The organism is Thiohalophilus sp., assembly GCF_034521165.1.
Classification (GTDB): Bacteria; Pseudomonadota; Gammaproteobacteria; order UBA6429; family Thiohalophilaceae; genus Thiohalophilus.
Genome location: NZ_JAXHMV010000002.1, coordinates 347,289 through 371,907 on the forward strand (window position 1 = coordinate 347,289; position 24,619 = coordinate 371,907).

The following is a 24,619-nucleotide window of genomic DNA, read 5'->3' on the forward strand; positions in this document are numbered from 1 at the left end:
GTTGGCAGTAGGCAGTTCTCAGTTGGCAGGATAGACCACCGCCGACTCTCCCCGTCATGCCGGCGAAAAGCCTGCCCCGGCATCCAGTCTCGAATGGGGGCGCACCGCTGGATTCCGGCTCAAGGCCGGAGTGACATGCAATGCTACTTACTGAATACTGAGTACTGAGTACTGAGTACTGAGTACTGAGTACTAAGGTTCGTAGGCACGTTTCAGGAAAACAGACATAAGTAAGTAAAGAAAGAAGGTATTAAATATTTGCGTGTCAACCAGATGCGTGCCACGCACCTATTAGCTATCAGTCCCTAGCAACTAGCCCCTAGAAACTAGCACCTGGTTTCACGGCGCATGCCGCTGCTGTACCGTCACGGCGGCACGCCGATCTTCCAGCCATTCAAACACGTTGATCCACTGCAGGCGATCTTCCTCGGCCCGCTTGTCCCACATTTCGTGCACGCCGATACCCCGTTCGACCGCGTGTACGTAATGCTGGGTATCGCGCAGGGTCGCGAGCAGGGGCAGGTGCAGGGTCTTGAGGAAACGTTCCAGAGATTGATAGACCAGCGTGTTCTTTTTGGCGCGGTTGGCGATCACGCCGACCCGCACCCCGGCGCTGCGCACCTTGCCGATCAACAGCAGGTCCTTGATGAAGTGGGTCGCGGCATGAATATCGATCGGCGACGGCAACACCGGCACCAGGATGGTATCGACCCGCTGCACATAGTTGACCAGCTGCTGGCCGCTGACGGCGGCGGGGGCATCCAGAATCACCCGTTCGGTCTGTGGCGGCAGGCGAAACTGCCAGGCGCTGGTCTGGCCACCGCCGGCCCGCTGCCAGGCGCTTACCCCGTGGATGGCCGGCTTGTCCTGCGGCCGCAGGCTGTGCCAGCGCGTGCTGGAGCCCTGCGGATCGTAGTCCATCAACGCCGTGGCAAAGCCATAGCCGGCATACAGGCTGGCGAGATTGGTGGCAATCGTCGTCTTGCCACAGCCGCCCTTGGAGTTGAGGACCAGGATTCGTTGCATCTTCGGATTCCGTTGCTTGTCTTTATCAGACTACACCAGCGGTCAGTCATTAACCAGTCAAGCAATGCCGATCGCGGTGTGTTCTGCTTCACGTTTCGCGGCTCAATTTTCCGCTGAACTTTGATAAGTTTATATAACAAATCAATATAAATCATTGTTTTAAAAGTAATCTATATCTTGTGGTTGACACTAACTTCAATACCCAGATAATGTGCGCACACTTTCAGGTGCCCCAGTAAAGTCGTACTGGGGTGAAACGGGAAGCCGGTGAGTCGCTCGCGACAAGCCCGGCGCTGCCCCCGCAACGGTGATTGAGTCAAGGGTCGTCACTGCGCCACTGCATATTTATGTGGGAAGGCGACGACCCCGGAATATTTCTTCCGCTCATAAGCCCGGAGACCGGCCTGAAAGCGAACGGATGTGTCGCGGAGGGCGACGCCGAAGGCGTGCTGTATTTTTCTCCTTCCGAATGCCCCTCTGCGCCACCACACAAAAACCACGACGCGGGTGAGCGTCCAACAGGGGAAATTAGCATGCAAGTTATATCCTGCCGCCGTGCAATCAGCGCGGCTGTCATCTTATTTACAGGTACTCCACTGGTACAGGGGGCCGAAAGCGCAAACACCATTCAGGTTACCGCGACGCGCACCGCCCAGACCGCTGACGAGAGCCAGGCCTCGGTCACCGTCATTGATCGCAAACAAATCGACAGCAGCCCCGCCCAGAGCGTAGACGAACTACTACGCACCGTTCCGGGGATCGACATCACCCGAAACGGGGGCTATGGCAAAAATACGTCGGTATTCATGCGCGGTACTGAATCCGATCACGTGCTGGTATTAATCGACGGTGTGCGCGCCGCCTCCGCTACCCTGGGCAGCTTCGCCTGGGCCAATTTTTCCCTGGATAATATTGAACGGATCGAGGTGGTACGTGGCCCTCGTGCCGCACTCTACGGATCCGATGCCATCGGTGGTGTAATCCAAATTTTTACCCGCGAGGCCGAACGGACCTCGCTTAAAATCACCGGCGGCAGTCATCGCACCCGCGAAGCCAGCTTTACGACGGCCGGGGGAGAAGAGTGGCGTTATAGCCTTGAAGCCGGGCGCAGTATTACCGACAGCATACCGACTAACCAGTCATTAACGGAAAATCATGGCTTCACCAACAGCCATGCCGGCCTGACACTCCAGGGCAACCTTTCCGAGGCCAACCGGTTAGATTTGCGGATCAATCATAATGAGGGCAAAAATGAACTGGATCCCAGTACGGGTGACAGCCGCTACACTAACCAGACCGTCAGCAGCAAACTGACCCACACCAGTAACCCCAACTGGATGCAGCAATTCCTGCTGGGCTATACCCTGGACCGAAGTGAATCCTTCAGTCCGACCATACCTTCCACCATCACCACCAAACGCTACAGCGCCGGCTGGCAAAATGATCTTGATTGGTCCGAAGGATTGACCTCCGTCGGCGTCGATTTCTGGCAGGACAATGCCACCAAGGACGACAGCGGCATCATCGATGAAAGTATTGATAACAAAGCGCTGTTTATTCAGCATCAGACAAATCCCACAGGATTCGGGGAGCTGACCGCCAGTGCACGGTTCGACGATCACAGCGATGCCGGCACGAATGAAACCTGGAGCCTGGGCTGGAGTAAAAAGGTTGGGAATCTGCGTTATCTGGCCTCTTACGGCACGGCTTTTAAAGCGCCTTCGATCAATGATCTCTACTGGCCCAACAGTACCAGTACTTTTCTGGGGACCACCTATATCAGCGAAGGCAATCCGGATCTCGAACCGGAAGAAAGCGATACCCTGGAACTGGGGTTACGTCACCAGCTGACTTCCGCTAGCCGCTACGAGGTTTCCATCTACCAGACCAACCTCGATAACCTGATCGACTGGCAAACCATCCAGACCGGCGCCAACGAATTCACTACTACCCCCAGCAACATAGAAAACGCGACGATTCACGGTCTGGAACTGATTGCCGCTACCCGCCTGGCAAACTGGGAACTATCCGGTTCTTTCACCTTGCTGTCGGCCAAAAACGATGCAACAGCCGTACAATTGGATAACCGACCCAGGGAAAAAATAAAACTTCAGGCGTTGTGGAATAAAAATGATAAAAAATTGACCATGGAGCTGCTTGGCGCGGGCGCCCGCAATGACCGGGATGGCAGTGTCGAGCTGGACGGCTATCATGTATTCAATCTCAACTATCAGTGGGATTATGCCAAACAGGCAACCGGCCGGATTCGTTTCGAGAATCTGTTTGACGAGGAGTATGTGCTCTCCAGCAGCTTCAGCGGAGACTACAACACTATCGGACGCAGCATGTTTATCGACTTTATCTACTATTTCGATAACCGGAAATAGGCCATGGCAGAGCGCTGGCAACCACAGTCACGGCGACGCCTTGTCTTGCTGCTGCCACTCTCGCTGGCGCTCCACCTGCCCCTGCTCGTCTATTTTACCGCACCGCTGATCCTGCCCGTCGCTGACTCGGCGCCGGGCATTTCGGTACGGATCGCGGCGAGTTCCACACACAACCGGACCGCGGACGACTCCGAGACAAAAACCGTCGCCAGGCAAAAAACGCCATCTGAAACAAAACCGGAACCAGAACCGGTAAATCACAAGCCAGAACCAACACCTGAGCAACAGGACAAGGATTCTCAGAAAAAGGAACAGCAATTCCAATCCGAAACGATTGAGACACCCATTCAAAAACAGAACAGGCAGATAAAAAAGACCAAGACCTTACACGCTGAACCAACACCGGCAGAACCGACCACCGACAGGGCGCTGGTACAGCAGCGTTTGCAACAGGAAATGCCCAATCATTTCTATTATCCGCGCCTGGCACGTCGTCAGGGCTACCAGGGCACGGTCACCCTGGGAATCGAGCTGCATCGGCAAGGTTATATCGCCAAGATTCAGATCCTGAAAAGTTCCGGCTACCGGATCCTCGATCTGGCCGCCAGGGAGGCGGCCAGTCGCATGGCGGTCGGTTGGGCGAACCAACTGGTGCATGAGCCCAGCGTCAAAATCAAATTACCCATCCAATACATCCTCACGGAGGGCTGAACATGGGACACCGCTTATCGAAAATCTACACCCGCACCGGCGATCAGGGCGAAACCGGCCTGGGCGACGGCAGCCGGGTCAGCAAAACTCACCCGCGCGTGGAAACCTTCGGCACCGTCGATGAACTCAACAGCCTGATCGGCATGATCCTGGCACATGAGCTGCCGCAGGCCGTGCGCGACTGCCTGGTGGCGGTTCAGCACGATCTGTTCGATCTCGGCGGTGAGCTGAGCGTGCCCGGTTATGAAGCCGTCGATACGAGTTATGCCGAACGACTGGAAACCGAGCTGGACAAATTCAACGACACGTTGCCGGCCCTCAAGGAATTCATCCTTCCCGCCGGGGGCATCGCCACTTCCACCTGCCATCTGGCCCGCGCGGTCTGCCGCCGGGCCGAACGCGACGCTGTGGCCCTGGCCGCCAGCGAAGCAATCAACCCGGCGGGACTCATCTACCTGAACCGGCTTTCCGATCTGCTGTTTGTCGTCGCCCGAGTCCTGGCGCGGTTTGAAAACGGCGAGGAAGTGTTGTGGCAACCGGGCAAGAACCGATAACGATCTCACCTTCCCGACAGGCGGGGAACGCCTCCCCGCGCGGCCAACTCACAGGCGATGCCGATGAATGCACATATAATAAGAATCCTCCAGGTGCTGCTGCTTTGCGCCGGGCTGTTCGCCTCCGGCACGGCAAGCAGCGCCACGCTGTTTGGTATTGTCTCGGAGCGCTCCGCCCAGGACCTGGTCGCCGGCGCCAGACAATTCGCTGAAAGCCACCCCGGACACACGCTCAAGCTGCGCACGCCCTCGCAGATCGCCGCTTATTCGGACAAGCAGCTTGTGGAACAACTGCAACAGGCCGATGCCATCCTGATCGCCGCGATCTTTTCCGAGCCGGTTCCCCGTCTGCAGCGGCTGCTTGGCGAAACCGCGCTGGCGAAAGATATCCCGCTGTTCATCACCCACAGCGACCGACGACTGATTCGCCTCTCCCGTCTTGGTGGCAAGCGCGTACTGCAAGACCTTGATGACAAGCAACTGAATGCGATCAACGAGAACCCGGCGCACGACGAAGCGTACCGGGCGCATCTGGCAAACCTGATCGACGCCTACCCGGCGCAACAACGCTGGCTGGAATTGCGCGCCTACTGGCAAAACCGCGGCAGCGACAATGTGGCCGGGTTGATCGCCAGTCTTTTACAAAAGGCCGATCCCGCTATCAGCGTGCCGCCACTGAACCCGCAGGCCGCCGTGCGTTATTACAATGATGAGCGAATGACGTCAGCGGATAAACTCGAGCTTGATCCCGACAAACCGCTGATCGCCATTCTCGACTACCACACCGGCGATCGGGCCGGGGATATCGACTTGCTGGAGATGTTGTGCGAGCGGCTTGAACAACGACGTTTTCAATGCCTGGGTATCCTCGCCCGCTGGGGCCAGGCCAGTGTTCAGGCACTGCGGCAATTGTCACAGGGGATCCCCGGCGGCAAACCGGTCGCCATCATCAACTTGCAGGATTTCGCCGTCGGTGGCGGGGAACATCGCCGCGAGGCGACCCGTTTGCTGGAACAGATCGATGTCCCGGTATTAAAAGGCATCCGCCTGGCCGAGCGCACGGCGGATCAGTGGCAACTCTCCGAAGACGGCGTTCCCTGGAATGACGTCCATTACAAGGTTGCCATGCCGGAGATCCAGGGCAGCAGCCAGCCGCTGGTGCTGGCCACCCGCCGCGAACCCTTTATCGATCCGCTGACCGGCCTGGAGATTGCGCCGCTCGAACCGGCATCCCGTCAGGTGGATCGGATCGTTGCGCGCCTGGCCAACTGGCACCGGCTGCAACGCAAACCCAACAGTGAGAAGCGCATTGCCGTTATTTACTACAATCATCCGCCGGGACGGCACAACGTCGGCGCCGATAACCTCGATGTGCCCGCCTCCCTGTGGGATCTGTTGCAGCATTTAAAAAAGGCCGGTTACCGCACCGGGCCGCTCCCCAAAGACCCCGAAGCCCTGCTGGAGCGGATCCAGGATCAGGGGCTCAACCTGCCCGAGGATCATGCGGCCCTGAGCCAGATGGCAAGCAAGACAAGCCGGCTCAGCCTGGCGGACTATCAAGACTGGTTCGACACCCTGCCCGAGGCGGTGCGCGATGAGGTCAGCCACGGACCGCTGGCCTATCTCACCGCCATGTTGAAACAGGCGCGCGAGCGCCAGCAACCGCGGATCGGCAAGGCGCTACTCGAACGGACGATCAACGATATCCGTCATCTGCTGGAGAGTGTCGATCACCCGGCCCGGCAACGGGCGCTGGATCTGCTCGAGCAGTTGCAGACGGCCCACCGGGCGTCGCTGGCCGGCGAGGATCGAAACGACGCGATCCGGCGCCTGAACCGGGCGCTGCGAAACACGGGCATCGAGGGGCTGCGCGGCTGGGGCGAGCCGCCGGGCAAGGTGATGGTGCACGATAACCACTTCCTGTTGCCCGGCATCCGTTTCGGTAATGTCTTTATCGGCCCGCAACCGCCGCGCGGCTGGGAGGTAAACGAGGAGCTGCTGCATGCCAACCTCGCCTTTCCGCCGCCGCATCAATATCTGGCCTTCTATCGCTGGCTGCAAAATGAATTCAAGGCCGATGCCCTGGTGCATCTGGGCCGCCACTCGACGTATGAGTTCCTGCCGCGACGCCGGGTCGGGCTGACCGGCGAGGATTATCCGACCCTGATGGCCGGCGACCTCCCCGGGGTATATCCCTATATCGTCGACGGCGTCGGCGAAGGCATTCAGGCCAAACGACGCGGTCTGGCGGTGATCGTCGATCACCTGACGCCGCCGCTGAAGACCACGCCGCTGTACGATGATCTGTTGCAGCTACGCCAACTGGTCGAAAGCTTCGAAGCCTCGCGTGATAACAGCCCGACTCGCACGCAGGCCGTGGAAAGAATTCGCGCGCTGATCGACGAACTCAACCTGCGCGAGGAACTCGAGGCGGTGATGCAGGACGAGCTGGCCGTGCGCCAACTCGATTTCGAACAGGTCGACGACGATCTGCTGGTCCACGAAGTGGGGCATTATCTGACCGAGATGCAGGAACGCTTCATGCCGCTGGGACTGCATGTGTTCGGCCGCGACTGGGACAGCGAGGCCGTCGACACCATGCTCGCTTCCATGATGGATCAATCCGGGACGCAGCGATCCGAAGAGAGCCGATCCGGCGCCGGGATCCGCGCGGCGCTGGAAAGCTCACCGGCGCAGGAGATCCGCGCCCTGCTCGCCGGGCTGGATGGCCGCTTCGTCAAACCCGGCAAGGGTAACGATCCGATCCGTACTCCCGAGGCCCTGCCGACCGGCCGAAATTTTCACGCGCTGGACGGCAGCGTGCTGCCCACCCGGATTGGGTACGACCTGGGCGTGCAACTGGCCCGCGAGGCCCGGCAGCAGAATGACGATGAGGCACCGGGCAGCGAGGCGCTGGTGTTGTGGGCCTCCGATACGGTGCGCGACGAAGGGGCGATGGTCGCCTTCGGGATGGACATGCTGGGGATCAAGCCAATCTGGAACAGTCGCGGCATCTTCAAGGGGATCGAACGGCTCGAACTGAAAGCGGGTCGCCAGCGTCATGATATGGTGTTCACTACCTCGGGCCTGTTTCGCGATCTCTACGGCAACCTGCTGGTCTGGCTGGACAAGGCGGTACTGCTGGCCCTGGATGGCGCCAGCGAAACCATCCGCCGCGAGCATCCGCAACTGGCCGAGGCCCTGCAGCATGCGCTGGCCCCGCTGGGCGACGAGCGCGATCCCGGCAACGAATCCCTGGCCCAAAATCACGTCGCCGCCAACTGGGTCCAGCAGGCACAGGCGCTTATTAATAAGAATAAAAACGCGGCACTGGCCGGCCGACTGGCGTCATTGCGCCTGTTCGGCGATGCGCCGGGATCCTACGGTGCCGGCGTAAACCGGCTCGCCGAGCGTTCCGGCGCCTGGTCGGATCGGCGGCAACTGAGCCAGACCTATATCCATCGCATGGGGCATGCCTACGGCGCCGATCTTGACGGCCTGCCCGCCCATGACAGCTTCAGGGCATCATTGGGCAAGGTCCGGCACACCTATCTCGGCCGCGCCAGCAACCTGTACGGCCTGATGGATAACAACGATGCCTTTGATTATCTCGGCGGCCTGAGCATGGCGGTGGAACACACCGCCGGCGCGGCACCGGATAATCACGTCATCCAGCACGCCGATCCAAACAATGCCGGTATCCAGCCCCTGGACAGCGCCCTGTTGCAGGAACTGCGCGGCCGGTTTCTCAATCCCGTCTGGCTCAAGGCATTGATGCAACACGACTATGCCGGGGCGCGGACCATGGGCAGTGAATTTATGGAATACCTGTGGGGCTGGCAGGTCACCAACCCGGAGATCATCAAGTCCTGGGTCTGGGATGAGGTCAAAGAGGTCTACATCGACGATCGTCACCAACTTGGCCTGGACGAGTTTCTGGAACAGGGCCGGAACGTGCATGTGAAAACCAACATGCTGGCGATCATGCTGGTCGCCGCGCACAAGGAATTCTGGGAGGTCGACGCGCAGACGCGACAGGAACTGGCCCGGGCCTTTGCGCAACTGGTCAACCGCCACGGCCTGCCCGGCAGCGGGCATACCCGACCGGACCATCCCATGCTGCAGGGGATCAAGCCCCTGCTGGACGAACCGACCCGCCGGACGTTCGAAAACGTGCTGGCGGCGGCCGCCGGCCCTCAACAGCCGGCTAAACCGGACACCGTGACCACCACCATCAGTGAAATCAAACCTGAATCCAGCACGACGCAAACCGAATCGCCCGCCAGTGAGAGCGAAGCGAAACCGTCCGAACCCCATGAACCGGGCAAGGAAAAGTGGCTGATCCTGGCCATTGCCCTGCTGATCATTACCGGCGGTGCCCTGTATGAGCGTTATTTGTCGGGGCGCCGGCTGACAACAAACCGAGGTCGATGAGTATGTTTACCCAACAATCCATTCAGATGATGCATTATGCCGTGGACTGGTTGTTACAACCGGTCATCTATTGCCTGCTGTTCGTGGTGTTGGCCGCCCTGTGGGAGAGCGGTATCGCCCTGAGCGAACGTTTCGGCGGGTTGAATAAACTGTTGCAACAGAACAATCCTGATCGCAGCGCCGCACAGGGACGCCGACGGATCGAACGGGCCGATCTGCTGGCCCGTATCGGTCCCATGCTCGGCCTGATGGGCACGCTGATCCCCCTGGGCCCGGGACTGGCGGCGCTCGGCCAGGGGGATCTGCAGACCCTGGCCCGCGCCGTCACCGTCGCCTTTGATACGACTGTCCTGGGTTTGCTGGTCGGCATCGCCGGTTTTGTCCTGGGCCGCCTGCGCCGCCGCTGGTACGACCAGCTTCTCGACACCCTGGCATCCCGCAATCCACAAACCCGCAATGAGGTCAACGCATGAGTATCCTGTTAATCCGCACGCAGACCCCCATCCCCAGCGCGGTATAAGGAGGAGACCACTATGCACGGAGAGTCCCGACATCGCCTCGACAGCAGCCGCTTCGATCCGCCGGATCAGGAGCCGCTGGGCCCGCTGGCCAATCTGGTGGATATTATGCTGGTCTTCGCCTGCGGGCTGATCGCCGCGCTGGCCGCCAGCCAGGACGGCCTGGCCGATTATACCCGGGCCGGCGGTCAAACCATTGAACAGGGCAAAGAGATACCGGAGATGCCGAGCGTCGCCGGTGAAGCCGGCGCCGGCTATGAGTCCGTCGGCAAAGTCTATCGCGATCGCAAAACCGGCAAGCTGATTTTGATTGGAGAAGAACATGAGCAATGAAGAAACCGCAGAACAACGTTATCAACGGCGCATGGAACGTAAAAAAGCCGTGGTGGACGAGAAAGTCGCCCGGGCTGACCAGGACAAGGGCCTGATCCTGGTACATACCGGCAACGGCAAGGGCAAAAGCAGCGCGGGCTTCGGCATGCTGGCGCGCGCCCTGGGCCACGACATGCGGGTTGGTGTGGTGCAATTTATCAAGGGCAGCTTTTCCACCGGCGAGGAGACTTTTTTCCGTCGTTTTCCCGAGGTGCAATATCATGTCATGGGAGAAGGCTTCACCTGGGAGACCCGGGATCGGGAGCGGGATACCGAGATGGCCTACCATGCCTGGCAAAAAGCGCTGGCAATGTTACGCGATCCCGAGATCAACCTGATACTGCTGGACGAGATCAACATCGCCCTCAAATACAAATATATCCCGATGGATGAAGTAATTGACGCGCTGGCCAACAAACCGGCCATGCAACACGTCATCCTCACCGGCCGCGGCGCGAAACCGGAACTGATCGAGATCGCCGATACGGTGACGGAAATGAAAGAGATCAAGCACGCCTTCAAGGCCGGGATCCGCGCCCAGCAGGGCGTCGAACTATAATGGACCGTTCGCATCGCTATTCACAAGCGGAGATCGACGCGGTTTATCGCGTGATAGAAGAACGCCGCGACATGCGCCATTTTGTCCCGGCACCGATCGATCCGGTTTTATTACAACAGTTGCTGCAGGCGGCGCACCATGCTCCCAGCGTGGGTTATATGCAGCCGTGGCGCTTTATTCGCATTACCGACCACAATCTCCGACAACGCATTCATCAACTGGTCGAACAGGAACGAATCGCCACTGCCGAGGCGCTCGGCAAGCGGCAGGAAGAATTCATGCGGCTCAAGGTCGAAGGTATTCTCGATTGCGGCGAGTTGCTGGTGGTGTCGCTGATGGACCGGCGCGAGAAGCATGTATTTGGCCGGCGCACCATGCCGCACATGGATCTCGCCTCGGCCGCCTGCGCCATTCAGAACCTGTGGCTGGCCGCCCGGGCCGAAGGGCTGGGCCTGGGCTGGGTGTCGCTGTTCGATCCCGACGCGCTGGCACGGCTGTTAAATATCCCCGAGGGGGCGGAGCCTGTCGCCATACTCTGCCTGGGCCATGTAAAAGCATTCTATGACAAGCCCATGCTGGAACAGGAAAACTGGGCGCAACGCGCCAGCCTGGATGATCTCGTTTTCGAAAACCACTGGTCAGCGGATTAATACTACTTCAAACCACAAAGGACACGAAGGTAAGTTAATTAAAAAAAGCTTATCTCTCGCAGTGGTAGGCCGGACATAGCAACGCGGTGTCCGGCAATTGGCGGTGTTGCCCGATACCGCTGCGCTTTATCGGGCCTACGACTGCAAGAGTATTAAAGCGACGGTGCAAACAGTTTCGCGACGGCGTGAGGGTTGGAGGGAAAGTAGAAGTGAAAATAGGAAGCGACCAGATTGCCCTCGCGATAGACCGGCTCACCGCGGCGCCCGGCACGTTGCCCCTCACTCCAGGCAACGGGAGCAAGCGAACTTTCCACCTGTGAATAATGGAACGTATGTCCACGTAATCTGCCTTCGGGTAATTCGACATGGTGAAGGCCCAGGTTGGCCAGTTTCTTCTGCATAGTGGCCTGCCCCGGCAACAAGCCCAGCATATCCGCCCGTTCACCTTCGACATCGGTCAGCGACTCCAGCAGATACAGCATCCCGCCGCATTCGGCGACAATGGCCTTGCCACTATCATGAAATGCCTGAATGGCGTTTTTCATGGCGCTATTGGATGCCAGTTGTTCAAGGTGTAACTCGGGGTATCCCCCGGGCAGATACAGGGCATCGGCGTCAGGAACGACTTTGTCATCAAGCGGCGAGAAAAATTCAAGTTGGGCGCCGAGTGTTTGTAAAAGTTCGAGATTGGCGCGATAGAGAAAGGCAAAAGACATATCCTTTGCCACGGCGATACGCCGGCCCTTCAATAACGGCTCAAGTGAGACCTGGGCCGGGGCGGTAATTTCAACCGCAGGCGGTAACGGGATATTCATCTCGCCAAGTGCGGCGGCAGCCCGGGCAATGCGTGATTCCAGATCGCCCACCTCGATGGCCTGCACCAGACCAAGGTGGCGTTCCGGCAATGCAAGTTCGGTGTCACGCGCCAGCCAGCCGTAGGCGGTCATCCCGTCCGGCAGACTCTCGGCGAGCATCTGGTAATGGCGCTCACCCGCCACCCGATTGGCAAAGACCCCGGCAAACGGCAGATCGTCGCGATACGTTGACAGCCCATGCGCGATGGCGCCAAACGTCTGGGCCATGGCGCTGCCATCGATGATCGCAAGTACCGGTATATTGAACAGGATAGCCAGATCGGCGCTGGACGGTTCGCCATCGAACAGACCCATCACCCCTTCGATCAGGATCAGATCGGTTTCTTTTGCCGCATCGTGCAAAAGTTGACGACAGTGTTGCTCCCCGCCCATCCAGAGATCGAGTTGATAGACCGGTGCCCCTGAAGCGTATTCCAGGATCATGGGATCAAGAAAATCCGGTCCACACTTGAACACCCGGACCTGATTTCCCCGATCCCGGTAATGTCTCGCCAGAGCGGCCGTCACCGTGGTCTTACCCTGTCCGGAAGCCGGTGCCGCAATGAAAAGTGCGGGACAAAAAGCCATGAAGTTTCCTCCGCTCGCGTCAAACCACGCGTATCAGTAATAACAAGTTCAGCGGAGAATGTGATTCAGACGGAAACAGCGTCAATGATCTGCCGGCCGTCGCATCGCCCTCCGCAATACCAACCATTCACTTCAGGCCGGTCTCCGGGCTTGCGAGCGGGCCGGATACAAGGCCCGGGCGGATCGCCTTCCCATACTGTTAATGCCAAGATGCGCGTATTTCGCGCGCGATACATTAAGCAGGATAGTGGCTGGATGATCCGCCGTAACTCACCTACCGTTGCGGGGGCAGCGCCGGAATGGTTCATCAACCGTGGTAGTCAGGAACGCACCGGCTTCCCGTTTCATCCCCGGATCAGAACACCCAGGGACACCTGAAAGCAACGCCGCCAAACTAAAACAGGCTGACCAGAGTGTCAAGCAGCCACGCACTGGCCCAAACAGATATCAGGGACAGCCTGGATTCCTTCTTGAACCATCCACGTCACATATTCTTTGCGAAAGATGAATTTATAACACGGAGCTCGCAGAGGCACTGAGCCGCAGAATACGATCATGATTGTTCCTGCTATTAGTCAGAATCAATTTTCCTTTATTTCTCTGCGTCTTTGCGCCTCTGCGTCCTCCGCGTTATTCACAGTGAACTATAAAAGTGTGATATTACCTGCATACCCTTCTCATCAGTTCCTTATCTCCTCAGATCCTTATCTCCTCAGATCAACGGCACGATCAACAACGCCACGATGTTGATGATCTTGATCAGCGGGTTGATCGCCGGCCCGGCGGTGTCCTTGTAGGGATCACCGACCGTATCGCCGGTCACCGAGGCTTTGTGCGCCTCGGATCCCTTGCCGCCATGATTACCATCCTCGATAAACTTTTTGGCGTTATCCCAGGCGCCACCACCGGTGGTCATGGAGATGGCGACAAACAGACCGGTAACGATGGAACCCACCAGCAGGCCTCCCAGCGCCTGCGGGCCGAGCAGAAAGCCGACCGCGATGGGCACCAGCACCGGTAGCAATGAGGGCAGAACCATCTCCTTGATTGCCGCGGTGGTCAGCATGTCCACGGTCAGCGAGTAGTCCGGTTTCTGGGTGCCGTCCATGATTCCCGGCATCTCCTTGAACTGGCGACGCACGTCCACGACCACTGCGCCAGCGGCACGTCCGACCGCTTCCATCGCCAGGGCACCGAACAGATACGGGACCAGCCCGCCGATGAACAGTCCGATGATCACCTTGTGGCTGGAGAGATCAAACGCCATGCCGCCACCGTTGAAATGTGACAGCTCGCGAGTGAAATCGGCAAACAGCACCAGCGCGGCCAGCCCGGCGGAGCCGATGGCATAGCCTTTGGTGACCGCCTTGGTCGTGTTACCGACCGCATCCAGCTCATCGGTGACCTTGCGGACGTTCTCGTCCATATCGGACATTTCCGCCAGGCCACCGGCATTGTCGGTGATCGGCCCGTAGGCATCCAGCGCCACGATGATGCCGGTCATTGACAGCATGGAGGTGGCGGCGATGGCGATGCCGTAAAGTCCGGCAAAATAGTGTGCCAGGAAAATACCCAGGCAAACCACCAGTACCGGTCCGGCGGTGGATCGCATTGACAAGGCCAGTCCGGCGATAATGTTAGTCGCGTGACCGGTTTCCGAGGCTTCGGCGACCCGCCGTACGGGGGAAAAGTCCGTGCCGGTGTAGTATTCGGTAATCAGCACCAACATCCCGGTCACACCCAGTCCGACCAGTGCCGCGCTATAGAGGCCATTGATCGTCTCCTGACTGCTACCGGGAAACATCATTTCGGTGACCGGATAAAACGCGATCCCCGCAAGTATGCCGGCCGTAATCAGTCCTTTATAAAGACCATTCATTACCTTGCCGCCCTCGCGCACCCGTACCAGCCAGGTACCGATAATGGAAGCGATGATCGAAACACCCCCGATGACCAGCGGGTAGAGGGTGGCCTGCAGGCTGTCGCCGCCCATCCAGTAACTGCCGAGAATCATCGTGGCGATAATAGTGACCGCGTAGGTTTCGAACAGATCCGCCGCCATGCCGGCACAATCGCCGACATTGTCACCGACGTTATCGGCAATCACCGCCGGGTTGCGCGGATCATCCTCGGGGATTCCCGCCTCGACCTTGCCGACCAGATCGGCGCCCACATCGGCGCCCTTGGTAAAGATGCCACCGCCCAGACGGGCAAAGATCGAGATCAATGAACCGCCAAACGCCAGGCCGATCAACGGCGCCAGGCCGATTTGCCCTTCTCCGGCCAGAAATTCCAGCAAGGCGTAAAACCCGGCGACCCCGAGCAATCCCAGGCCAACTACCAGCAGGCCGGTCACCGCCCCGCCGCGAAAGGCCACTTGTAAACCGGCATTGACACCGGATTTGGCGGCTTCAGCCGTGCGCGAGTTGGCCCGCACCGAAACATGCATGCCGATAAAACCCGCCAGGCCAGAAAAGACAGCGCCGATGGCGAAACCCAGCGCACTCATTCCGCCGAGCGCAAACCACATGACAACCAGCAGCAGCACACCAACGACACCGATGGTGATGTACTGTCGTTTGAGGTAGGCCGCGGCCCCTTCCTGGATGGCCAGGGCGATCTTCTGCACCTCCGCGCTACCCGCGGGCAACGCGAGTATTCGAAAAATGGAAAATATCCCATAACCGATCGCCCCTGCCGCGCACAGCAAGGCAAATACCAATTCACCCGACATTCGATCCCCTCCCTTTTTTGCAAGTTGTTTTTTAATCCTGGCGGAATACCAGAAGGCTTTTTAAATTCTTATTCGGCTGAATACCCCGGATAATAGTAGTAGGTTTTAGACCAAAATCCGATCCGGATCAACAGTGGAGTATCAGACCGTGTCGGCCGGGAAGTCCGCCTTGATGAGGATCAAGTCGTCTAAAGGGGGCCTGGATTAGCGCACAGTGAAGGAAAAGCAGTGCTGGTACTCAAAAATATGCTTTCTCAAACTCCTCGACCGACACAGGCCGGCCAAACAGGTAGCCCTGATACAGATCGCACTCATAGTTGTGCAGATAGGCTTTTTGCTCCTCGGTCTCGACCCCTTCGGCCACGATTTGCAAGCCCAGGGAATGCCCCATGGCGATAATGGCCCGAACGATCGCCGAGTCGTTACTCGAATGGGCAACATCCTGCACAAAAGAGGTATCGATCTTGAGCTGCTCAAAGGGCAAGCGTTTGAGATAAGAGAGCGAGGAATAACCGGTACCAAAGTCATCCATCGAAGTCCCGATGCCCAGTTCCTGCAGCCCCTGCAGGCGCTCAATGACATAACCAATATCGTCCAGCACCACGCTTTCGGTCAGCTCCAGTTTCAACCCCGTGGGATTGGCACCGGTCGATGCGATAATCTCCTGCAAACGCGCAACAAAATCAGACTGATGGAATTGCCGGGCGCTGATGTTCACGGCCAGATTAAACGTTGTCCCGGGACGCTGTTGCTGCCACTGATAAAGTTGCCGACAGGCGGTTTCCAGCACCCAGTAACCGATCGGCACGATCAGCCCGCTCTCCTCAGCCAGCGGAATAAACCCGGCGGGCGAGACCAGGCTATCGCTCCCTCTGGGCTTCCAGCGCAGCAGGGCTTCGGCACCGACAAGATAGCTGTCCCGGTCCATCTGCGGCTGATAGTGGAGTATAAACTCATCCTGCTCCAGTGCCTTGGACAGGGCACCTTCGAGACGCGCCCGCTCGTTCACCTTGTCCTGCATGTCCGGATTAAAAAACCGCGCCGTGTTACGCCCGGCCGCCTTGGCCTCGTAAAGCGCGACATCCGCCTGCTTGAGTAATTCCTCAACACTCGTTTCCTGGCCATGGAACAGGACAACCCCCACGCTCGGTGTAATGCGGTAGTCGTCAACCTCATCCAGCTTATAAGGTTGAGCCAAGGTGTGCTGTATCTTATCGGCAATCTCGCTGGCGATATTGACCGCCACGTCATTGTCGCTACCAAGACTTTCGAGCAATACGACGAATTCATCCCCCCCGATCCGGGCCACCGTATCGGCGTCCCGCACCTTTGTTTCCAGGCGACGTCCCACTTCAATCAAGAGTTGATCGCCCGAATGATGACCCTGGGTGTCATTGAGTACTTTAAAATGATCCATGTCGAGCATCAGAATCGCACCGTACTGGTTACTGCGCTCGCTGGTCAGGTGTGCGTGTTCAACCCGGTCAATAAACAATCGCCGGTTGGCCAGCTGCGTCAGGGGATCAAAAAAAGCCAGCTGATGAATACGCTGTTCGGCGGCCTTGCGTTCGGTAATATCCGAAAATGAGGCGATATAATGGGTCACTTCACCACGTTCGTTCCGCACCACGCTGATAGTCAACCACTCGGGAAAGATCTCGCCATCCTTTTTGCGGTTCCAGATCTCGCCTTCCCAGAAGCCCTCTGCGGTGATTTTCTGCCACATTTTTCGGTAAAACGCTTTGCTGTGCTGACCGGATTGCAGAATCCCGGGACCCTCGCCGATCACCTCATCGGGTTCGTAACCGGTAATTCGGGTGAAGGCCCGGTTCACCCGCTCGATGCGCAGTTCCCGATCCGTGATCATGATGCCGTTTTCCACCTCGAAGGCAGCCGCGGCAATTCGCAATTGATCTTCGGTTTTACGTTGTTCGGTCACATCCCGAATCACAGCGACATAACCGATCAATTCATCGGCCGCATCCCTCAGTGCGGTCCCGATCGTTTCACCGATAAATGTCTCGCCGCTTTTACGCTGGTAAGTAACCTCAAAACGTTCTCCGTGATCGGCAGCCTCCTGGTTATAACGCAGTTGTCCCTGGCGCTCATATTCGTCTGAATTGGCATAGATGATACCGATTTGCCATCCCTGCAGCTCATCCAGCGTATAGCCGAATATCTGCACAAATCCCGGGTTGCACCATTGAATCTCCCGTTTTGGATTGGCCATGATAATGGCATCGGTAATACCGTCGGCAATGGCATGAAAGCGCGCCTCGCTGGCGGCCAGTTCGATCACTCGCCAATAATTTTCCACGCCGAATCCGATATCCGCCGCCATCTCTTCAAGCAGTTCGATCTCCTTGGACTGGAAAAAATCGGTCTCCCGGGCATAGATATTCAATACACCAAATATCTGCCCATTCCGGCGCAGGGGGAAGGCGCCCGAAGCCCGGATATTGAACCGGGCGGCCTGTTCGTGCCAGGGCCGGGTCACCGGATGCCGGGCAAAATCATTGATCACCCGACGCTCGCCGCTTCGATAGGCCTGCGCGGTCGGGCCATGCCCTTCGGGTTGATCGGGTTCGGTCACAATACGAATGCCTTCCAGATAACCGGTCTGGCCGCTCGCCGCGGCGATCTCGACACGATCATCTTCCGGGTTGGGCAGGCCAATCCAGGCCAGGCTGAAACCGCCATGTTCCACGGCGATATCACAGATCCGCTGGAACAACACATTCTGTTCGGTGACCCTGACGATCGCCTGGTTGGTTTCACTGAGAGTGGCGTAGAGCCGGTTCATGCGCTGTATTTCGGTCTCGGACTCCTTGCGCCGGCTGATATCGATGTGGGTTCCCAGCATCAACAACGGCTTGCCGTCCGGCGTGCGTTCGATCAGGCGCCCCCGATCCAGGATCCACACCCAGTGGCCGTCCTTGTGACGCATGCGATATTCACACTCGAAATAGGCCAGCTGACCGTCGAAATGGCGTTGCAACAGTTCATTAACTCGACGCAAATCATCGGGATGGGTATGTTGCATCCAGGTTTCGATAGAGAGGGGTGCCAGTTCCTCGAGGGTATACCCGATCAACCCGGCCCAGCGCTCGTTGAACACTGTATGGCCACTGGGGATGTGCCATTCCCAGGTTCCGGCCCGGGTCCCTTCCAGGATGCCGGCCAGTCGACGGCGTTCCTCCGCCAGTTTTCCCACCGCGAGGCGGGTGCGCAGATTCTCGCGATAGATCAGACCAAAAATCAGTGTCACCGACAGGCCGACGAAGATCAGCCCCTTGGCGCTTTGCAGGGTGTGATAGGCCTCGATATCCACGGCAATCAGCCGCACAAACCAGTCACTGAACAGAATCCAGAGAACCCCGAAGATCCCGTAATAGATCGCAACCCGCAGGGCCGAGCCGCCAAGGGAGGGGAGTTTGATTAAACGCGTATCCTGCAAATCTGACCGCCAGTAAAGTATTATTTTAATACAGCGTTGTGGACGATAGACCGGATACTGATTCCTGTCCCGGCCCCGGTCCATTCACGCCCGATATGTCGGACAGAACCCAACGACCTGCCTGCTTATCTCTATTTTATATAGCGGCAGCCTTGCAGCCATTTTAACCACCCGCAGCCAAACTGCCAGCCCTCAAACCCCTCCGCCGCTGGCGCACCCGTCCGGCGGATCGTTACAATGACCCATTGCTGTTCTATACCCGGAATCTAATCAAGGAATCTGTCTCATGAATGATCCTGTTATTGTCGTCGGCATCGGAGAGATGGGCGGCGTATTTACCCGCGGCCTGTTGCGCCTGGGCCACCCGGTCTTCCCGGTCACCCGCCACTCGGACATGGACAGGATCGCCGCCGCGGTGCCCGATCCCCGCCTGGTGCTGGTCTCCGTCGGCGAGGACGATCTGCACCCCACACTCGAGGGCCTGCCAGATGCCTGGAAAAATCATCTCGGCCTGCTGCAAAACGAACTGCTGCCGGGTGACTGGAAGCAGCACGACATCGCCAACCCCACGGTGATCTCTGTCTGGTTCGAAAAGAAAAAAGGCCAGGACTACAAGGTGCTGATCCCCTCTCCCACCTACGGCCCGCAGGCGCCGCTGCTGGAAAATGCCCTGGGGACGCTCGAGATTCCGACCTGGGAAGTCGCTACGCCCGAAGCAATAGAGTTCGAGCTGGTGCGCAAGAATGTCTACATCCTCACCACCAATATCGCCGGCTTAATCACCGGCGGCGATGTGGCACAACTGTGGGAACAACACCGGGACCTGGCCCGCCATGTCGCGGATGAAGTGATGGATATCCAGGCCTGGCTGGTCGGTCATCACCTGGAGCGGGAAAAATTGATCGAGGGCATGGTCGAGGCGATCGAGGGCGACCTGCACCACCAGTGCACCGGCCGCAGCGCGCCCAAACGCCTGGCCCGGGCCATCAAGTTCGCCGACGAAGCCGACCTCAACGTGCCCAAACTACGGGAAATCCAGAGCGGCCTGCGGACGCAGTAACGAGGGACGAGGAAAAACCTGTAATCGAACTCTGTAGGAGCGCCTTCGGCGCGATGGACCGTGCGGCTGGCGAAGATCTATCGCGGCGCAGCCGCTCCTACGATCCAGAAATTCAAAGCGCCTCGTTACTCGTCCCTGTTATTTATTATTTACTGAACTGATGCACCATGGAGCGCAGCTCCGCGACCATCTCGGAGAGGCGCTGGCTGCTTTCTGCGGTAACCGCGGCGCCGTCGGCGGTCTCCTGTGAGACCTGGTTAATGTTGATGATGTTGCGGTTGATCTCCTCGGCCACCGCGCTCTGTTCCTCGGCGGAACTGGCAATCTGGGTGTTCATGTCGTTGATGGAGTTCACTGCGCCGGAAATCTCCGACAGCGCCATGGCAGACCCTTCCACCTGCTCGACCCCATGCTCGGCCTTTTCGGTCACCTCGCCCATTTCGTTGACCACGTGCTGCACGCCGCCCTGAATACGTTCGACGATCGCATGAATCTCTTTGGTGGACTCCTGGGTCCGTTGTGCCAGGGTCCGGACTTCATCGGCCACCACAGCAAACCCGCGGCCCTGTTCGCCGGCCCGGGCCGCCTCGATCGCGGCATTAAGCGCCAGCAGATTGGTCTGCTCGGCTATGCCGGTAATCACTTCCAGCACACTACCGATGGAGGTACTGTCTTCGGAGAGTTTCTGGATCACTTCCTGGGCCTGCTTGACGCTTGCCGAGAGATTCTCGATCACCCCGATCGCCTCGGTCACGGTCAACGCGCCGGAACGGGCCTGTTCGGTCGCTTCGTTGGCGGCGTTCATGGCGCTCTGGGTGTTCTGGGCCACTTCCTGTACCGTGGCCGCCATTTCATTCATGGCCGTGGCCACCTGATCGATCTCGTCCCGCTGGCGCTGCACACCCTGGCGGGTCTGTTCCACCACGCCGGCATTGTCATTGGCCACATCTCCGAGATTAATGGCCGAATCTTCGACCGTGCCCAGGATGGTGCGCAGCATCGCCTGCTGGGTGATCAGCCCCAGTTCGTAGACACCGACCCCGCTGAGCCGACCGGTGAAGATCCATTGGGCCAGCGGATTATCAAACACCTCCCGGGCCAGCCGGGACCGCTTGTTCATAATGCGCCCCTCGACGTTGGCCAGCAACGCGGCCACCGGCAGAGAGGCTAACATGCCGCCCAGCAGGTAGGGCCAGGCCAGTTGGCCCAGCAGACCGGCGGCGATCACCAGCGGCAACAGGATCAACAGATATTTGCCGGTCCGTCGTGCGGCACAGGCCAGTTTCATTGTCCAGGAAAACGGCTTTTTGCCGGCATTGAGCCGCGCGTAGACCTGCTCGGCGCGCTGGATCCACTCCCGTTTGGGCAAGATCCGCACCGACTGGTAGCCTTTCATCTCGCCATGGCTGTATACCGGCGTGACATGGGCCTGAACCCAGTAATGGTCGCCGTTTTTGCAGCGGTTTTTGATAATCCCCATCCACTGCTTGCCGGCCTTGATGGTCTCCCACATATCCTCGAACGCTGCCGGCGGCATGTCGGGGTGGCGCACCATATTGTGGTTTTTGCCTACCAGCTCTTCGCGCGAGAAACCACTGACCTCGACAAACCCGTCATTGGCGTAAGTGATAATACCCTTTGTATTAGTGGTCGTAATAATCCGGAGGTCTTCGCTGTATTCCTTTTCAACGTTGGTGACGGGATAATTCTTTTTCATACGAGGCCTTCTCTTGAATACTGCTTATCAATCAACTCATTACATAAAAACTTAAAACTACTACAAACTCAGGGTTTTCCCTATACAGGGTTAGCGTCACAAAACGGGAATTCTTTACTTTTCGGGCACTACTTTTGTGCATCGCGAACCTGTTGCAGCTGGCCACACAGGGTGTCGGCACCCTGCAGGATGCGCACGGTGTGGCGTTGCAGATGATCGGGCTGGATCATAAAGAGGTGATCGTGCGCCACCGCCGGAATCGATTTCCAGCGCTGCCAGCGCTCGATCCATTCGGCATGTTGCTCGCCCATGCCACCGATGACGATCGCCTGCGGCGCCTTTGCGATCACCGACTCTTCCGACACCTGCGGGGTCAGACTGACCGTCTCGCCGAAGACATTATGTCCGCCGCACAAACGGATCACATCGCCGATCAGGTGTTCATCATTGACCGTCATCAGCGGCCGATCCCAGATCTGGTAAAAGACTTTGACCGGTTGCCGGTCGCGGAAACGCTGCAAATGTTCGAGGCGATTCTTGAACTCGACGATCACCGTCTCGGCTTGTTGTTGATTACCGGTCAATATCGCCAGGCGCCGCAGGGTATCGGGAATATCCCTCAGGCGGCGGGGCTCATTGATGAACAGCGGCAGATCGAAGCGGCGCAGCTTTTCCAGATCAGCCGGGTTATTGCCGCTTTGCCAGCCAACGACGAGATCCGGCTCCAGGGCCACGATGCGCTCCAGATCCACCGCGTTGTAGCCGCCCACGCGCGGAATAGCGTTGGCCGCCTCCGGATAGTCGCTGTAATTAACCGCCCCCACCACGCGCTCGCCGGCGCCGATGCTGAACAGCAACTCGGTAATGTGCGGCGCCAGGCTGACGATGCGCCGGGCCGGCTGATCCAGCTGGATCTTCTGCCCGGTATAATCAGTGACGCTGAGGGTCCCGGCGCTCGCCAGCCCGGCGAGCAGACAGAGCCAGCCTGTTGCGATCCAACGATATTTCATGCCTGCACCGCCTGGTTGCATTTCGATTGATGAATTTGTGCCAGCGCGATCCCGAGTCGCTGCCAGTCGGCCTCCTCGCCCGGCAACCCCAACCGCAGACCGGGACCGCCGGCGGCCGGGTCAAAATAGCGGCTCCAGATCCCTGCATGGGCCAGCTGCTCGTGCAGCGCGTGTGCCGTCGATGTCGGCAACCAGGCAAACAGCGCCGAATGACCGCCGACCGGCAAACCGTATTCGCTGAGCAAGTGCACCAGTCGTTCGCTGGCCCGGGGCAGTTGCTCGCGCATCCGCTGCTGCCAGGTGTCATCCGCCAGCGCCGTCTGCATGATGAAGCGGGCCGGGCCGGCAACGGCCCAGGGGCCTAGCCGCTCGGACAGTGCCGCGAGCAGCCCGGTCTCGGCCAGCACGAAGCCCCCGCGTAGCCCGGGCAGGCCGAAGAACTTGCCGATCGAACGCAGCACGACCAGCCCCGGCAAGTGGCTGTGGGCAGCCAGACTCTGTTCGGGCGTCGCATCGATAAAGGCCTCGTCCACCACCAGCCAGCCGCCGCGGGCCTGCAGGCGCCGGTGCCAGTCGAGCAGTTGTTCGGGCCCAAAGCGGTGGCCGGTGGGGTTATTGGGATTGACCACCACCAGCACATCCACCGAGTCGATCTGGGAGTCGATCTGCGAATCGATGCTGTCCTCGAGGGTATCTCCGTGGGTATTCAGGCGCAGTGGTACCAGCGTATGGCCGCCCTGCTGCCAGCGATACGCGTGTTCGTTGTAGCTGGGAGAGAGCACCCCGACGCGGCCGGGGGCGCGCAGGCCCGGCAACAGCTGGATGGCCTGCTGTGAGCCGGCCACCGGCAGCAGCGCGGGGGCAGCGTAATAATCGAGAGCGACGTCGATCAGGCCATCGTCCTGCTGGGGCAACTGCTGCCAGACCCGGGGCGGCAGCGACGGCACGGGATACGCCCCGGGATTGATCCCGGTCGACAGATCCAGCCACGCCTCCGGCGCCCGCCCGTAACGGCGTGCCGCTTCCAGCAGATTACCCCCATGTTGTGGCAAACAGACCTCCTGCGATCGCGATGATCACCAGCCATAAAATCAGCGTGTATTGTACGAGACGCACCGCCCGGGGGATATCACCCACCCTGGCAGGGGGGCCGGCGCCCAGCGGCGGCCGCTCGCGCAGCGCACCATGATAATTGACCGGTCCCCCCAGCGTCCGGTTCAGCGCCCCGGCGCCGCTGGCCATCACCACCCCGGGATTGATGCCTTCCCAGTGCGGCGCCTGGGTCCGCCAGCAGCGCAGGGCCTGGCGAGTGTGGCCCAGCAGGGCATAGCTCAGGGCAGTCAGCCGCGCCGGCAGCCAGTTCAGCCCATCGTCCAGGCGCGCCGCCAGGGTGCCGAAATCCCGGTAGCGGTCGTTGCGGTAGCCCCACATCGCGTCCAGGGTGTTGGCCAGCCGGAAGAGCACTACTCCCGGCGCGCCGAGCAGCAGGAACCAGAACAGGGTGGCGAACACCGCGTCATTGCCGTTCTCCAGCACCGACTCCACCGTGGCGGCGCTGATCTGCGAGGCATCCAGTGTGGCGGTATCCCGACTGACCAGCATCGCCACGGCGTGGCGCGCCCCGTCCAGATCCGCCTGCTCCAGCTTGCGGGCGACCCGCCGCGCATGTTGCGCCAGCGAGCGGCCGCCCAGGGCCAGATAAAGCAACAGCAACTCGAGCACGGCCCCGCCCCACAGCGGCAGAACCATCACCAGCCAGGCGGTCAGCCCCACCGGCGGCGCCACCAGCAACAGCCAACCGAGCAGGCCGCGCCAGCGCCGCCGCGCGGCACTCACCGAAGGTGGCCCGTAAACCCGGGCTTCCAACCAGAGAACCAGGCGACCAAACCCGGCCAGCGGATGATAACGCCGGGGATCGCCCAGCCACTGGTCCAGCATTACGGCCGCCAGCACGATCGCGATGCTCAGCATCGGGTTTGTAACCCGGC

17 protein-coding genes and 2 riboswitches are annotated in these 24,619 nt (G+C 59.3%); of the genes, 9 read left to right on the plus strand and 8 right to left on the minus strand.

Annotation, left to right across the window (positions count from 1 at the left end; all coding sequences use genetic code 11):
• Positions 1-339: 339 nt before the first annotated feature.
• Positions 340-1,026, minus strand: coding sequence for an AAA family ATPase (locus tag U5K34_RS03420; RefSeq protein WP_322567120.1), 687 nt, complete (start codon positions 1,024-1,026; stop codon positions 340-342).
• Between the two features lie 208 nt (positions 1,027-1,234).
• A riboswitch (cobalamin riboswitch) is annotated at positions 1,235-1,449 on the plus strand.
• 110 nt (positions 1,450-1,559) lie between these two features.
• On the opposite strand from U5K34_RS03420, the gene U5K34_RS03425 reads away from it, so the two are divergent.
• From U5K34_RS03425 to bluB, 8 genes are all read left to right on the plus strand, one after another.
• Positions 1,560-3,413: a TonB-dependent receptor domain-containing protein gene (locus U5K34_RS03425; protein WP_322567121.1), complete on the plus strand. Its 1,854-nt coding sequence runs from the start codon at positions 1,560-1,562 to the stop codon at positions 3,411-3,413.
• 3 nt (positions 3,414-3,416) lie between these two features.
• The gene (locus U5K34_RS03430; protein WP_322567122.1) at positions 3,417-4,124 is read left to right on the plus strand and encodes a TonB family protein; all 708 of its coding nucleotides are present in this window, start codon (positions 3,417-3,419) and stop codon (positions 4,122-4,124) included.
• Positions 4,125-4,126: 2 nt separating this feature from the next.
• Entirely contained in the window at positions 4,127-4,678 is a 552-nt protein-coding gene (locus U5K34_RS03435) for a cob(I)yrinic acid a,c-diamide adenosyltransferase (RefSeq protein WP_322567123.1), read from the plus strand.
• 63 nt (positions 4,679-4,741) lie between these two features.
• Positions 4,742-9,112, plus strand: a complete 4,371-nt coding sequence (locus U5K34_RS03440; protein ID WP_322567124.1) for a cobaltochelatase subunit CobN — start codon at positions 4,742-4,744, stop codon at positions 9,110-9,112.
• A 2-nt stretch (positions 9,113-9,114) separates the two neighbouring features.
• Entirely contained in the window at positions 9,115-9,585 is a 471-nt protein-coding gene (locus tag U5K34_RS03445) for a MotA/TolQ/ExbB proton channel family protein (RefSeq protein ID WP_416224009.1), read from the plus strand.
• Positions 9,586-9,645: 60 nt separating this feature from the next.
• A complete protein-coding gene (locus tag U5K34_RS03450) occupies positions 9,646-9,963 on the plus strand; it encodes a DUF2149 domain-containing protein (protein ID WP_322567126.1) in 318 nt (105 codons plus the stop codon).
• Entirely contained in the window at positions 9,953-10,561 is a 609-nt protein-coding gene (cobO, locus tag U5K34_RS03455; RefSeq protein ID WP_322567127.1) for a cob(I)yrinic acid a,c-diamide adenosyltransferase, read from the plus strand. The genes U5K34_RS03450 and cobO overlap by 11 nt, the downstream gene beginning before the upstream one ends.
• Positions 10,561-11,211 (plus strand): 5,6-dimethylbenzimidazole synthase, encoded by a 651-nt coding sequence (gene bluB, locus U5K34_RS03460; protein WP_322567128.1) that lies wholly within the window; start codon positions 10,561-10,563, stop codon positions 11,209-11,211. The genes cobO and bluB overlap by 1 nt, the downstream gene beginning before the upstream one ends.
• A gap of 152 nt (positions 11,212-11,363) precedes the next feature.
• On the opposite strand, the gene U5K34_RS03465 is transcribed toward bluB, so the two are convergent.
• The 3 genes from U5K34_RS03465 to U5K34_RS03475 all read right to left on the minus strand — a co-directional run bounded on the left by U5K34_RS03465 (position 11,364) and on the right by U5K34_RS03475 (position 18,844).
• Complete coding sequence (locus tag U5K34_RS03465; RefSeq protein WP_322567129.1) at positions 11,364-12,653, minus strand: cobyrinate a,c-diamide synthase; 1,290 nt, start codon at positions 12,651-12,653, stop codon at positions 11,364-11,366.
• Between the two features lie 117 nt (positions 12,654-12,770).
• Positions 12,771-13,046: riboswitch (cobalamin riboswitch) on the minus strand.
• A 319-nt stretch (positions 13,047-13,365) separates the two neighbouring features.
• Positions 13,366-15,387 (minus strand): sodium-translocating pyrophosphatase, encoded by a 2,022-nt coding sequence (locus U5K34_RS03470; RefSeq protein WP_322567130.1) that lies wholly within the window; start codon positions 15,385-15,387, stop codon positions 13,366-13,368.
• A gap of 238 nt (positions 15,388-15,625) precedes the next feature.
• Complete coding sequence (locus tag U5K34_RS03475) at positions 15,626-18,844, minus strand: EAL domain-containing protein (RefSeq protein WP_322567131.1); 3,219 nt, start codon at positions 18,842-18,844, stop codon at positions 15,626-15,628.
• A 286-nt stretch (positions 18,845-19,130) separates the two neighbouring features.
• On the opposite strand from U5K34_RS03475, the gene U5K34_RS03480 reads away from it, so the two are divergent.
• The gene (locus U5K34_RS03480) at positions 19,131-19,904 is read left to right on the plus strand and encodes a hypothetical protein (protein ID WP_322567132.1); all 774 of its coding nucleotides are present in this window, start codon (positions 19,131-19,133) and stop codon (positions 19,902-19,904) included.
• 145 nt (positions 19,905-20,049) lie between these two features.
• Here the strand turns inward: U5K34_RS03480 and U5K34_RS03485 are convergent, their stop codons facing one another.
• From U5K34_RS03485 to cbiB, 4 genes are all read right to left on the minus strand, one after another.
• Positions 20,050-21,621, minus strand: a complete 1,572-nt coding sequence (locus tag U5K34_RS03485; RefSeq protein WP_322567133.1) for a PAS domain-containing methyl-accepting chemotaxis protein — start codon at positions 21,619-21,621, stop codon at positions 20,050-20,052.
• Positions 21,622-21,749: 128 nt separating this feature from the next.
• On the minus strand, positions 21,750-22,631 hold the full coding sequence (locus U5K34_RS03490) for a cobalamin-binding protein (protein WP_322567134.1): 882 nt from the start codon (positions 22,629-22,631) through the stop codon (positions 21,750-21,752).
• Positions 22,628-23,683: a threonine-phosphate decarboxylase CobD gene (cobD, locus tag U5K34_RS03495; RefSeq protein ID WP_322567135.1), complete on the minus strand. Its 1,056-nt coding sequence runs from the start codon at positions 23,681-23,683 to the stop codon at positions 22,628-22,630. Before cobD ends, U5K34_RS03490 begins: the two co-directional genes overlap by 4 nt.
• Positions 23,664-24,602, minus strand: coding sequence for an adenosylcobinamide-phosphate synthase CbiB (gene cbiB / locus U5K34_RS03500; protein ID WP_322567136.1), 939 nt, complete (start codon positions 24,600-24,602; stop codon positions 23,664-23,666). Before cbiB ends, cobD begins: the two co-directional genes overlap by 20 nt.
• Positions 24,603-24,619 lie beyond the last annotated feature (17 nt).

Coding starts and splice junctions, on each gene's coding strand:
- U5K34_RS03485 (WP_322567133.1), bottom strand. CDS start 21,621: ATGAAAAAGAATTATCCCGTCACCAACGTTGAAAAGGAATACAGCGAA.
- U5K34_RS03435 (WP_322567123.1), top strand. CDS start 4,127: ATGGGACACCGCTTATCGAAAATCTACACCCGCACCGGCGATCAGGGC.
- cobO (WP_322567127.1), top strand. CDS start 9,953: ATGAGCAATGAAGAAACCGCAGAACAACGTTATCAACGGCGCATGGAA.
- U5K34_RS03430 (WP_322567122.1), top strand. CDS start 3,417: ATGGCAGAGCGCTGGCAACCACAGTCACGGCGACGCCTTGTCTTGCTG.
- U5K34_RS03440 (WP_322567124.1), top strand. CDS start 4,742: ATGAATGCACATATAATAAGAATCCTCCAGGTGCTGCTGCTTTGCGCC.
- U5K34_RS03425 (WP_322567121.1), top strand. CDS start 1,560: ATGCAAGTTATATCCTGCCGCCGTGCAATCAGCGCGGCTGTCATCTTA.
- U5K34_RS03490 (WP_322567134.1), bottom strand. CDS start 22,631: ATGAAATATCGTTGGATCGCAACAGGCTGGCTCTGTCTGCTCGCCGGG.
- cbiB (WP_322567136.1), bottom strand. CDS start 24,602: ATGCTGAGCATCGCGATCGTGCTGGCGGCCGTAATGCTGGACCAGTGG.
- U5K34_RS03450 (WP_322567126.1), top strand. CDS start 9,646: ATGCACGGAGAGTCCCGACATCGCCTCGACAGCAGCCGCTTCGATCCG.
- U5K34_RS03480 (WP_322567132.1), top strand. CDS start 19,131: ATGAATGATCCTGTTATTGTCGTCGGCATCGGAGAGATGGGCGGCGTA.
- U5K34_RS03470 (WP_322567130.1), bottom strand. CDS start 15,387: ATGTCGGGTGAATTGGTATTTGCCTTGCTGTGCGCGGCAGGGGCGATC.
- U5K34_RS03465 (WP_322567129.1), bottom strand. CDS start 12,653: ATGGCTTTTTGTCCCGCACTTTTCATTGCGGCACCGGCTTCCGGACAG.
- bluB (WP_322567128.1), top strand. CDS start 10,561: ATGGACCGTTCGCATCGCTATTCACAAGCGGAGATCGACGCGGTTTAT.
- U5K34_RS03420 (WP_322567120.1), bottom strand. CDS start 1,026: ATGCAACGAATCCTGGTCCTCAACTCCAAGGGCGGCTGTGGCAAGACG.
- U5K34_RS03445 (WP_416224009.1), top strand. CDS start 9,115: ATGTTTACCCAACAATCCATTCAGATGATGCATTATGCCGTGGACTGG.